This window comes from Actinomadura formosensis NBRC 14204 (assembly GCF_001552155.1).
GTDB classification, from domain to species: Bacteria; Actinomycetota; Actinomycetes; order Streptosporangiales; family Streptosporangiaceae; genus Spirillospora; species Spirillospora formosensis.
Window position 1 is genome coordinate 1 of sequence record NZ_BCQQ01000174.1, and the last position, 11,165, is coordinate 11,165.

Here is an 11,165-nt window from a genome sequence, read left to right on the forward strand (position 1 = left end):
GACCCGATGACCTGGTGGTCGGTCATCCGCTTCCTGCACGTCACGGGGGCCGCCCTGTGGGTGGGAGGGCAGCTCACCATCTCCCTGGTGCTCCTGCCGCTCGCCCGCCGGATGCTCCCCGCGGAGCAGTGCGCCGGGGTGGCGCGGGAGGTCGGCCGCCGCTTCGGCATCTTCACCGGCGCGGTCTTCCTGCCGGTGCAGATCACCACGGGCGTGGCCATGGCCTGGCACAAGGGCGTCACCTGGACGTCGCTCACCCAGCCCGGCTACGGACGCATCCTCGCCGCCAAGCTGCTGCTGTTCGGTGCCGTCATCACCGTCGCCGGCCTGCACGGCTGGGCCAGCTCACGCCGCCCGTCCCTCGCCCGGGCCCTGGCGGTCGCCTCGCTCACCGGCTCGGTCGGCATCGTCCTCATCGCCACCGCCCTGCCCAGCACCTGAGGCCCAGCACCTGAGGCCCGGCACCCGAGTTGCCGCCCAGCAAAGGAGAACCCGTGAGAAACCGTCGTGAGCGCCCGCTCGTCTACTCGTGTTCCGGCTGCTCCAGCGCCGCCCAGATGACGAACTGGCTGGCGATCCAGCTCGATCGGCGCGGCGTCGCCGAGATGTCCTGCATCGCGGGTGTGGGCGGCGACGTGCGCAGCCTCGTCCGCAAGGCCACCAGCGGACGCACGATCATCGCGATCGACGGATGCGCCCTGGAATGCGCCCGGCACTGCCTCGCCCGGCACGGTGTGACCCCCGACCTCCACCACCGGCTCAGCGACGCGGGCGTCCGCAAGCGGCTCGGCGAGGACTTCGACCCCGACCAGGCCGAAGAGGTCCTCGGCACGCTCCTGCAGCGCGTCGCCACGGAGATCCAGGCCACGGGGGTCCAGGCCGCGCAGGCCCCGCCGCCCGCCGGGACCTGAAAGACCCGGGCCGCTACACCGCCCGGTCGACGAGCACTTCGCCGACCGGGCGGCGCGGAGTGCTCCGCGTCCGGTCGGTGTAGCCGAGCCGCAACAGCATCTGCGGGTGGCCGCCGGTGCCGATGTCGTGCTCGATGTGCGCGCGCAGGTCCGGCAGTTCCAGGGGCTGGGTGTGGAAGGCGGCGCTGATCCGGTGCGCGGCGCCGTGCAGCAGCACGCTCTGCAGCGCCGATCCCGCCCGCAGCCAGTCGAGGCGCCGGTCCCCGCGCGTGGCGAGCACGGCGACGACCCCCTGCGTCGCCGGGCAGGACCGCCGCACCCGGGGCACATGGCCCCGGGCGGTGCCCATGGCGAAGTCGCGGGTGGCGAGCCGTGCGCCGTCCGGCTGCCGTGGATAGGCGTGCGCCGGTACCCCGTCCAGCCGCCCGTCGCCGGGCGCCGGAGTCCAGCGGGCCAACTCCGCCGCGATGCCCGGATCGGCCCGCTCCCGGCGTTCGGCCTCGCCCACCAGCGCGCCGAGCCGGTCCAGCCGGGGCTCGTCCTGGACGAAGACCAGCCGGGCGTCCTCGCTCTGGGCCGCCCCTTCCAGCGCGGCGAGGAGATAAGCCGGCACGGCGGTGTCGAGGAACATCCCCCGGTGCGTGTGGCGCCGGCTCATCACCCGGAACAGCGACTGCTCATGCAGCGACGGCGGCCTGTTCCAACCCCACCGGATCTCGGCGAGCAGATCGTCCCGCCCCGGGTCGGGGAACGGCGTGACCCTGGCGGCGAAGCCGAGCATCCGCATGGCCAGCCGCAGGTTGAACAGCGCCGCGCCGCAGCTGATGACCATCTCCCGGCCCGCCGGATCGGTCGCGGGCAGGCGGTGCCGAACGTCCGCGTACAACTGGAACGCGTCCCCGGAGATGCCGAAGCGCCACGGCTGGGTGTTGTGCACCGATGGCGCCAGCGTCGCCGCGCGGATCACGAAACGGGCCGCGAGGTCGGTGCGCGTGCCCGACCGCCCGGCTGTGCCGGGTGTCGTCATCTGTCTCCTCCGTTCGTCCTGCGGGCCGGCAGGGCGTGTTCAGTCCGATGGGCGGCCGAGTGGTTCGAACCGGGCCGTGAAGAAGCGCAGCGTCGGCGGCTCGTACGTCATGCGCAGCCCGCCCACGGCGTCCCGGCGCGCGTACAGGTGCTGGACGGAGTCGGCGACGACGTCCAGATGCCGGTCGGTGTAGACGCGCCGCGGCACCGTGAGCCGGACCAGTTCCAGCCGCGGCCTGCGGTTGCGGGACGTCTTGGGGTCCCGTCCCGCCGACACGATGCCCCGCTCCATCGAGCGCACGCCGCTGTCGGTGTACAGCGCGGCGGCGAGCGCCTGCGCGGGGAACTGCTCCTGGTCGAGATGGGGCAGGAAACGGGCCGCGTCGACGAACACGGCGTGCCCGCCGATCGGCTCCACGATGGGGACGCCCGCCAGGCGGAGCCGCTCACCGAGATACCGCACCTGATGGATGCGGTGCGCGATGTAGGCGTCGTCGACCATCTCGTAGATGCCCTGGGCCATCGCCTCCATGTCCCGTCCGGCCAGCCCCCCGTACGTGGGCATGCCCTCGAACAGGACGACCAGTTCGCGGGCCCGCTGCAGCAGCGTCTCGTCGTTCAGCGCGAGGAATCCGCCGATGTTGACCAGGGCGTCCTTCTTACCGGACATCGTGCATCCGTCGAAGTACGACATCATCTCCCGCAGGATCTCGGCCACCGGGCGGTCCGCGTGGCCCTCCTCGCGCTCCTTGATGAAGTAGGCGTTCTCGACGCACCGGGTCGCGTCGCACCACAGCAGGATCCCGTGCCGGGCGCACAGGTCCCGGACGGCCCGCAGGTTCGCCATGGAGACGGGCTGCCCGCCCGCCATGTTCACGGTGACCGCGACGTTGACGTACGCGATGTTCGCCGCCCCCTCGCGGTCGATGAGGGCGGCCAGCTTGTCCAGGTCGACGTTCCCCTTGAACGGGTGCTGAGCCGTCGGGTCGTGGGCCTCGTCGATCACCACGTCGGTGAAGACGCCGCCGGCCAGTTCCTGGTGGGCGCGCGTGGTGGTGAAGTACATGTTCCCCGGCACGTACTGCCCGTCCTTGATCGCGATCTGGGCGAGGATGTGCTCGGCGCCGCGGCCCTGGTGCGTCGGAACCGTGTACCGGAACCCGTACACCTCGCGGACCGCCTCCTCCAGCCGGTAGAAGGAGCGGGAGCCCGAGTAGGCCTCGTCGCCGCGCATCAGCGCCGCCCACTGCCGGTCGCTCATCGCGCTCGTGCCGCTGTCGGTGAGCAGGTCGATGAAGACCTCGTCGGAGCGCAGCAGGAACGTGTTGTGTCCGGCGCGCTCGATCGCCTCCTCCCGCTCGGCCCGCGTCGGCACCCGCAGCGGCTCCACACTTTTGATCCGATACGGCTCGGCCAGGGTCATGTCGGCTCCTCCCAGGGGTCACGGGAACGACCGGTCGGCGCGGGTCGCGGGTCGACCGGTACCGTGATCAGAGCCTTACGCACGACCGTCCGTCCCGGCCAAGGACCTTGGTCCCCGCCTTTCGGACCTTTCGGCCCCCGTCCGGCGTCAGCGGGCGCGCTGGACGAACTTCAGCGCCTCCACCAGCAGGTAGGACACGACGGCGATGACCGCGATACGCGCCCAGGCGGCCCCGTCCAGCGGCGCGGAGTGGAACACGTTGTTCATCGCGGGCGTGTAGGTGTAGAACATCTGGATCGCGACGAGGGCCAGCACGCTGACGGGGACCCACGGGTTGCGGCGGATGCCGCCCCACAGCAGCGGCCGTTCCAGCGACAGGCAGTTGAACATGTAGGTCAGCAGCGTCAGCGCGAACACGTTGACGACGATCGTCTGCGCGACCTCGGAGGACGCGCCGTGCGCCCGCTCCCAGTGCTGCAGGCTGAACGCGCCGGCGAGCAGGATCGCCGAGACCAGCAGGATGCGGGTCGTCATCGCGCCGGTGAGCAGCGGCAGCGCCGGGTCGCGCGGCGGTCGGCTCATGATGTGCTCGTCCTTCGGCTCGACGGCGAACGGCAGCCCGAGGACGAGCACCGCGGTCATGTTCAGCCACAGCACCTGCAGCGGCAGGATCGGCAGCGCCGTGCCCGCGACGATCGCGGCGACGAGGACGAGGCCGAGCCCGATGTTGGACGGCAGCGCCCACACGATGAACTTCACCAGGTTGTCGAAGACGCCGCGTCCCTCCTCCACCGCCTGCTCGATGGAGGCGAAGTCGTCGCCGGTCAGCACCATGTCGGCCGACTCCTTGGCGGCGTCGGTGCCGGTGCGGCCCATCGCGACGCCGATGTCGGCCTGCTTGAGGGCGGGCGCGTCGTTGACGCCGTCCCCGGTCATCGCGATGATGTGCCCGGAATCCTGCAGTGCCTGGACGAGGCGGAGCTTCTGCTCTGGGGAGATGCGGGCGAAGACGGTGGTGTCGCGGAGCCGTTCGGGGGAGGGGGCCTCGGCGAGTTCGGCGCCCGTCATGACCTCGCCGGCCAGCCCGACGCGGGCGCCGATGGCGGCGGCGGTGGCGGCGTGGTCCCCGGTGATCATCTTGACCTGGATGCCGGCGTCGTGGCAGGTCCGGACCGCCTGCGCGGCGTCCGGGCGGGGCGGGTCCAGCATCGCCTGCAGGCCGAGGAAGGTCAGCCGGGGCAGCTCCTCCAGCGAGTCGGCGTGCCCGCGCGCGAAGGCCAGTACGCGCAGGGCCTCGCCGCCGTAGGCTTCGGCGCGGGCGATGACGGTGCCGTGGTCCAGCGCGGTCGCCGTCCCGTCGGGGCCGGCGGCGTCGTCGCACAGTTCCAGGATCCGCTCGACCGGGCCCTTGACGTAGACGGTGCCGTCCTCGTGCAGCGTGGCCATGTAGCGGCGTTCGGCGGTGAACGGCTGCGTGGCGGTGCGGGCCGGGGCCTGGTCGAGCCCGGCCTTGGCGGCGCTGGTCAGCAGGGCGCCCTCGGTCGGGTCGCCGGTGAGCCGCCAGCCGCCGTCCTTCTCCGCCAGTTGCGCGTCGTTGCAGGCCAGCCCCGTCAGCAGCGTCTCCCGCAGGACGGGATGCCCGGCGAGATCGACCGCACCGCCGTCCTGCTCGATCGCGCCGGCGGGGGCGTAGCCGATGCCGGTGACGGTGTAGTCGTGTCCGCCCGCGGTGATCGCGGTGACGGTCATCTGGTTCTGGGTGAGGGTGCCGGTCTTGTCGGTGCAGATGACGGTGGTGCCGCCGAGCGTCTCCACGGCGGGCAGGTGCCGGACGATGGCGCCGCGCCGCACCATCCGCGCGACGCCGAGCGCCAGCGTGATCGTCACGACGGCGGGCAGGCCCTCGGGGATCGCGCCGACCGCGAGCGCGACCGCCGCGGTCAGCATCTCCGCGGCGCCCCGCCCGCGCAGCACACCGATCACGAAGGTGAACGCGGCGAGCGCCAGGATCGCCACCGTCACGATCTTGCTGAACCGGGCGATCTTGCGGGTGAGCGGGGTCTGCACCGCGGTGGTGGTGCGCACGAGCCGGTGGATGCCGCCGAGCTCGGTGTCCGCGCCGGTCGCCACGACCAGGCCGGTGGCGCGTCCGCCGGTCACCAGCGTCCCGGAGAACGCCATGCCGGTGCGGTCGGCGAGGGTGACCTCGGGCAGTGCCGCCGGGTCCTTCGCGACGGGCACCGACTCGCCGGTCAGCGTCGACTCGTCCACGGCCAGCTCGTCGGTGCGCAGCAGCCGCAGGTCGGCCGGGACCTTGTCGCCCGCCTCCAGCTCGACCAGGTCGCCGCGGACCAGGTCCGCCGCCGGAACCCGCTGCCGCTCCCCGTCCCGGACGACCACCGCGATCGTCTCGGTCATCGCGGCGAGCGCGGTCAGCGCCTTCTCCGCACGCGACTCCTGGACGAACCCGACCACGGCGTTCACGATCACCACGCCGAGGATCACGAGGGCGTCCACGTGCTCGCCGAGCAGGCCGGTCACCAGCGCCGCCGCCAGCAGCACATAGATCAGCGGGCTGTTGAACTGCAGCAGGAACCGCAGCACCGGGCCGCGGCCCCGCGCGGCGGGCAGCGTGTTGGGCCCCTCCCGCCGCAGCCGGGCGGCCGCCTCCGCCACGGCGAGGCCGCGCGACGCATCGCCGCCGAGGTCGCGTACGACGTCCTCGGCGGGCCTGCGGTAGGGCGCGAGAACCGTCGTCATCCCGTACCTCCTGTCACCTTCACCCTCCGGTGCTCCGCTTCGATGCTCCCAGGGTCGAAGGTCCCGCGGATCTGCGACCCATGCCCCTGACCGCGGCACCGGCACCTGGAGAGGCTGGGGGTGAGCGCACGAGAAGGAGTCGTCATGATGCGAGTGCTGGTGGCGTACGCCTCCGAGCGAGGCGGGACCGCCGAGATCGCCGAGTGGGTGGGCGCCGAACTGCGCCGGACGGGCGCCGAGGCGGATGTGCGCCCGGCCGGTGAGGTCACCACCCTGGACGGGTACGACGCCGTCGTCGTCGGCGGCGCCCTGTACGCGGGACGCTGGCACCGGGAGGCGCGGCGCTTCGTCCGGCACCACGCCGGCGCGCTGGCGCAGCGGCCGGTGTGGCTGTTCAGCAGCGGCCCGCTGGACCACACCGCGGAGGAGAAGGAGATCGCCCCCGTGCGGGGCGTCGCCAAGTTCGCGCACCGGGTGGGCGCCCGCGGCCACGCCACTTTCGGCGGGCGGCTGGACCCCGGCGCGAAGGGCTTCATGGCGTCCAAGGTCGCGAAGCAGTCCGCCGGCGACTACCGGGACCGTGACCACGTCGCCGAATGGGCCGCCGGCATCGCCCGCGAACTGCAGCAGGTGACGGCGTGAACCGGATCATCGCCGGGGTGGACGGCTCGGATCCGAGCCTGCTCGCCGTGGACTGGGCCGCCGACGAGGCGGCCCGCCGTGACATGCCGCTGCACCTGGTGTACGCCGTCACGTCGTGGCTGTTCGACGTCCCCGGCGACCCGGACGCCGCCGAGGTCCGGCGGCTGCTGCTGGCCGGCGGCCAGGAGATCGTGGACGCCGCCGTGGCCCGCGCCCGCGGCCGTGTGCCCGGTCTTGAGGTGACGGGCGAGCAGAGCGGCGGCCAGCCCGCGCGGGTCCTCATCGAGCGGGCCGCCGGGGAGGCCATGCTCGTGACGGGGTCACGCGGGAAGGGCGGGCTGACGGGCCTGGCCCTGGGGTCGGTCGCGATGCAGGTCGCCTCGCACGCGCGGTGCCCCGTCGTGGTCGTGCGCGAGACCGGGCCGTCCGCTCACGGGGAGATCGTCGTCGGCGTGGACGGGTCCGAGGCCGCCGCCGGCGCGGTCGGGTTCGCGTTCGAGGCGGCGTCCCTGCGGGGCGCGCGGTTGCGGGCCGTCATGGCGTGGTCGTATCCGGTCTCCACCGGCCCCGGCGACATGCAGCCGCTCGTCTACGACCGCGGTCTCGTCGAGGAGGAGGAGAGGCGCGTCCTGGCCGAGGCGCTCGCCGGATGGCGTGCCGAACATCCCGACGTCGAGGTCGTCGCCGAGGCCGTGCGGGGGCGGGCGGTGCGGACGCTCGCGGAGGCGTCCGCCCACGCCGACCTGCTGGTCGTCGGGTCGCGCGGCCGCGGCGGGTTCAGCGGGCTGCTGCTCGGATCGGTCGGCCACGCGATGCTGCACCGCGCGCACTGCCCCGTCGCGGTGATCCGCCCGCGGTGACGCGGGCCGGCCCGTGACGGGGCCGCGGTGAGGGTCAGGGCCGCTCGGTCAGGGCCGCTCGGTCAGGGCCGCTCGTCCTTGCGGTCGGCCTTGAGCTGGGCGGCGAGGGCGGCGGCCTGGGTCCGGCGGCTCATCCCGAGCTTGGCGAAGATGTTGGAGATGTAGTTCTTCACTGTCTTCTCGGCCAGGAAGAGGCGTTCGCCGATCTGCCGGTTGGTCAGGCCCTCGCCGATGAGGTCGAAGATGTGGCGTTCCTGCTCGGTCAGGCCCTTGAGCGGGTCCTGCTTCTCCTGCCGGTCGCGGAGGCGCTGCAGCATCCGGGCCGTGGAGCGGGGGTCGAGCAGCGACTGGCCGGTGGCGACGGTGCGGACGGCGCCCACCAGGTCCGAACCGTGGATCTGCTTGAGGACGTAACCGGCCGCCCCCGCCATGACCGCCTCGAACAGCGCGTCCTCGTCGTCGAAAGAGGTCAGCATCAGGCAGGCCAGATCGGGCATCTGCGAGCGGATCTCGCGGCACACGCTGACGCCGTCGCCGTCGGGGAGCCGGACGTCCAGCACCGCCACGTCGGGACGGGCCGCGGGGATGCGCGCGAGCGCGTGCTCGGCGGTTCCCGCCTCGCCGACGATCTCGATGTCGTCCTCGGCCGACAGCAACGCGGCCACCCCGCGGCGGACGACCTCGTGGTCGTCCAGCAGGAACACGCGGATCGTCTTGGCATCCTCGGCGGTCATGGCATCGTCCTTCGCCTCGTCGGTGACGGATTGGACGTTACCCGGTCCCCGCGCGGCGGCACACTCCTTGGTCGTCCCGCCTTCGGAAGACCAAGGTCCCGAAACCGGCATCGGCCTAGTCGGGGGAGAGGAACGGGCGGCGCGGCCACACGTGCTCGGCGCCGTGCGGCCGGACGGCCGTGAGCGCCTGTTCCAGGGACTTCGCCGGCGGGCCCGCGGTGTCGATGGCGACGGCCTCCGGCCACGGCGAGGCGTCCGCCCGCATGGCCGCGGCGATGTCGGCGTCGGCGTCCGAGAGCCCCTGCGGACGGGCGCGCATCCGCTCGATGGCGACCCTTTCCGGGGCCTCGCAGCGCAGGGAGTACAGGGGGGCGTGCTCGCGCTCGGCGACCTCGGCGAGCAGGGTCCGGGTGTGCTCCGACGTCCAGGAGGCGTCCAGGATGACCGTTTCACCCTGTCTTAGCAGGGTCGCGGCGCGGTCGGCGAGTTCCCGGTAGGTGCGCCGGGTCCGCTCCGGGGAGTAGAGACCGGTCCCGTAGGCGGCGGCGGCCGAGTCGAGCGGGGCGAGCCCGGCGAGTTCCTTGCGGACGCGGTCGCTGCTGAGCAGGGTGCAGCCGAGCCGGTCGGCCAGGGCGCCGGCGAGCGTGGTCTTGCCGGTGCCGGGCAGCCCGCCCACCAGGATCAGCCCGACCCGCCCCGCGCGCAGATGCCGCAGTGCCAGGTCGGCGTAGGCGCGCGCCTCGGCGGCCGCCTCCGGGGCGCCCTGCTCGTGGCGCAGGCAGGCCACCTTGGCGCGGACGAACGCCCGGTAGGCGACGTAGTGGTGCCGCAGCGAAGGCGGGGCCGGGTCGGCGGCGAACCCGGCGTACCAGCCGAGGAAGCGTTCGGCGAGGCCGGGGGCGCCGAGGCGTTCGAGGTCCATGGCGAGGAAGGACGCGTCGTCGAGCCCGTCCAGCGAGCGCAGCGCCTCGTCGAACTCCAGGCAGTCGAGGATGCGGGGGCCGTCGTCCAGGCAGAAGATGTCCCCGGCCAGCAGGTCGCCGTGGCCGTCGACCACCCGCCCGCCCGCGATGCGGGCGTCGAACAGCGGCTCGCGGCCGGCGAGGAACGCGGTGACGAGCTCCTCGATCTCGGTGGCCGCCGCCGTGTCGAGCACACTGCCGTGGAAGGGCCGCACCTGCGCGAAGCTGTCGCGCCAGCGGGCGTGCAGGGCGTCGCGTCGTCCCTGGGCCTCGACGCGGGGGCCGCGCGGTGCGCGGGCGTGCCAGGCGGCGATGGTCCGGGCGACGTCGCGCAGCGCGTCCTCGACCGGGGCGCCCTCCTTCACCAGGCGGGACAGCCGCCGGTCCGCGGGCATCCGCCGCATCACGACCAGATGGTCGCAGACCTCGCCGTCCGGGTCGTGGACGTCGGCGACCCCGAGGTAGACGTCGGGGGCGAAGCGCCGGTTGAGCCGCACCTCCTCCCGGCAGGCCCGCTCGCGCAGCTCCCGCGTGCTGAAGTCCAGGAAACCCAGGTCGACGGGCTTCTTGAGTTTGTAGGCGCGGTCGCCGACGAAGAAGACCACACCGATGTGGGTCTCGCTGACTGCGGCGTCGCCCATCGCTACCTCACGTCCTCGGCTCGGCTATCTCCACCCTCCCCGCGAAGGCGGCGGCGTATCAGTGCCGAGCGGCCCGTCCGCCCGGGACCTTCGGCCGGGGAGCGGCGGAGGTCCCGGCGTGAAGGGTCCTTCGGCCCTGTGTGAACGATCACGCAACCGGTGAGATGGAGGTGTGCGCATTGTCGACCACATGATCGGGGGCGAAACCGGTGAGCACCCTTACCGCTGCCGACTTGGCGCGTGAACCCTTCCTGCGCGGTATGCGGAGTGCCGACCTGGGGAGACTGGCGACCGCCGCCCATGTCGTCGAGATCCCGGCGGGACGGCGGATCATCGCGGAGTCGGAGTCGGCGGAGCGATTCTGGCTGGTCCAGGCCGGGACCGTGGCGCTCGATCTCCGGATGCCCGACCGCGGGACGGTCGTCGTCGAAACCTTCGGGCCCGGCTCCGTCCTCGGCTGGTCCTGGCTGTTTCGCCCGTACCGGTGGCGGTTCGGCGCGGTGGCGATCTCGGATCTGACGGCCATCGAGTTCGACGGCCGGCTGATCCGCACGCTCTGCGCGGTCGACCCCGGCCTCGGCTACGAACTGACCCGCCGCTTCACCGAACTCGTCATCGAGCGGCTCCAGGCCGCCCAGATCCGGCTCCTGGAGATGTCCTATCCGGAGCCCGCCCCGCAACCCTGACGCGTCAGCCGGGCACGATCACGGCACGCCCGCTGAGCTGCCCGGCCTCCAGGGGACCTCCCCCGCCGCCGGCACTGGCCGTCCCACTCCGCCTGCCGCGAACCGGCCTCTCGCACCATCCGGCCCACCCCTACCGTCCTGGCACGCTGACGCCGCGCCGGAGGTCCCGGCCGGGTCCGCTTTCACTGGTCCGGATCGCAAGAGTCCTGATCACCGGTGTTGCGGTCCTGGGGTTGCCCGCGGCGGGCTCCGGGCTGCTGGCGGCACGACGGGGGCACGGACGATGACGGCGTGGCGGTGGGCAGGAGAGTCGAAGGCGAGCGGCCGGTGCCCGGCCGGAGGATGCGCGTGGTGATCGGCGGGGAGGAGGGACTGCGGGACGGCCTCGGTTTGGCCCGGGCGCTGGGCGAGCGGAGCTTGGGGGAGGACACGGTGGGGCGCGGGCGCGGCCGGTCGGCCCGGGCGGTGCCGACCCGGCCGGGGGCGGTGCTGGCGGGGGAGGGCGCGGGCTCGGCGGGGG

General features: G+C 73.3%; 11 protein-coding genes. 6 read left to right on the top strand and 5 right to left on the bottom strand.

Annotation, left to right across the window (positions count from 1 at the left end; translation table 11 throughout):
- Both AF1_RS29820 and AF1_RS29825 read left to right on the top strand, forming a co-directional pair.
- A partial coding sequence (locus tag AF1_RS29820) for a hypothetical protein (protein WP_306303196.1) occupies nt 1–441 on the top strand: 441 nt, incomplete at its 5' end.
- A 53-nt stretch (nt 442–494) separates the two neighbouring features.
- Nucleotides 495–911, top strand: a complete 417-nt coding sequence (locus tag AF1_RS29825; protein WP_067806842.1) for a putative zinc-binding protein — start codon at nt 495–497, stop codon at nt 909–911.
- 13 nt (nt 912–924) lie between these two features.
- On the opposite strand, the gene AF1_RS29830 is transcribed toward AF1_RS29825, so the two are convergent.
- From AF1_RS29830 to AF1_RS29840, 3 genes are all read right to left on the bottom strand, one after another.
- The gene (locus AF1_RS29830) at nt 925–1,938 is read right to left on the bottom strand and encodes an Acg family FMN-binding oxidoreductase (RefSeq protein WP_067806845.1); all 1,014 of its coding nucleotides are present in this window, start codon (nt 1,936–1,938) and stop codon (nt 925–927) included.
- Between the two features lie 39 nt (nt 1,939–1,977).
- Entirely contained in the window at nt 1,978–3,360 is a 1,383-nt protein-coding gene (locus AF1_RS29835) for a tyrosine phenol-lyase (RefSeq protein ID WP_067806848.1), read from the bottom strand.
- Nucleotides 3,361–3,507: 147 nt separating this feature from the next.
- Nucleotides 3,508–6,120 (bottom strand): cation-translocating P-type ATPase, encoded by a 2,613-nt coding sequence (locus AF1_RS29840; RefSeq protein WP_067806851.1) that lies wholly within the window; start codon nt 6,118–6,120, stop codon nt 3,508–3,510.
- A 144-nt stretch (nt 6,121–6,264) separates the two neighbouring features.
- On the opposite strand from AF1_RS29840, the gene AF1_RS29845 reads away from it, so the two are divergent.
- The gene (locus tag AF1_RS29845; RefSeq protein ID WP_207394138.1) at nt 6,265–6,762 is read left to right on the top strand and encodes a flavodoxin domain-containing protein; all 498 of its coding nucleotides are present in this window, start codon (nt 6,265–6,267) and stop codon (nt 6,760–6,762) included.
- Nucleotides 6,759–7,622, top strand: coding sequence for a universal stress protein (locus tag AF1_RS29850; RefSeq protein WP_242608934.1), 864 nt, complete (start codon nt 6,759–6,761; stop codon nt 7,620–7,622). The genes AF1_RS29845 and AF1_RS29850 overlap by 4 nt, the downstream gene beginning before the upstream one ends.
- Nucleotides 7,623–7,684: 62 nt before the next feature.
- Here AF1_RS29850 and AF1_RS29855 read toward each other — a convergent pair whose 3' ends face one another.
- Both AF1_RS29855 and AF1_RS29860 read right to left on the bottom strand, forming a co-directional pair.
- On the bottom strand, nt 7,685–8,356 hold the full coding sequence (locus tag AF1_RS29855; protein WP_067806857.1) for a response regulator: 672 nt from the start codon (nt 8,354–8,356) through the stop codon (nt 7,685–7,687).
- A gap of 115 nt (nt 8,357–8,471) precedes the next feature.
- Entirely contained in the window at nt 8,472–9,959 is a 1,488-nt protein-coding gene (locus AF1_RS29860) for a bifunctional aminoglycoside phosphotransferase/ATP-binding protein (protein ID WP_067806860.1), read from the bottom strand.
- A 233-nt stretch (nt 9,960–10,192) separates the two neighbouring features.
- Between AF1_RS29860 and AF1_RS29865 the strand changes: the two genes are divergently transcribed.
- Together AF1_RS29865 and AF1_RS29870 are read left to right on the top strand one after the other, a co-directional pair.
- Entirely contained in the window at nt 10,193–10,645 is a 453-nt protein-coding gene (locus AF1_RS29865) for a cyclic nucleotide-binding domain-containing protein (protein ID WP_207394139.1), read from the top strand.
- Nucleotides 10,646–10,936: 291 nt separating this feature from the next.
- On the top strand, nt 10,937–11,165 hold a 229-nt coding region (locus tag AF1_RS29870; RefSeq protein ID WP_157419348.1), incomplete at its 3' end, for a hypothetical protein.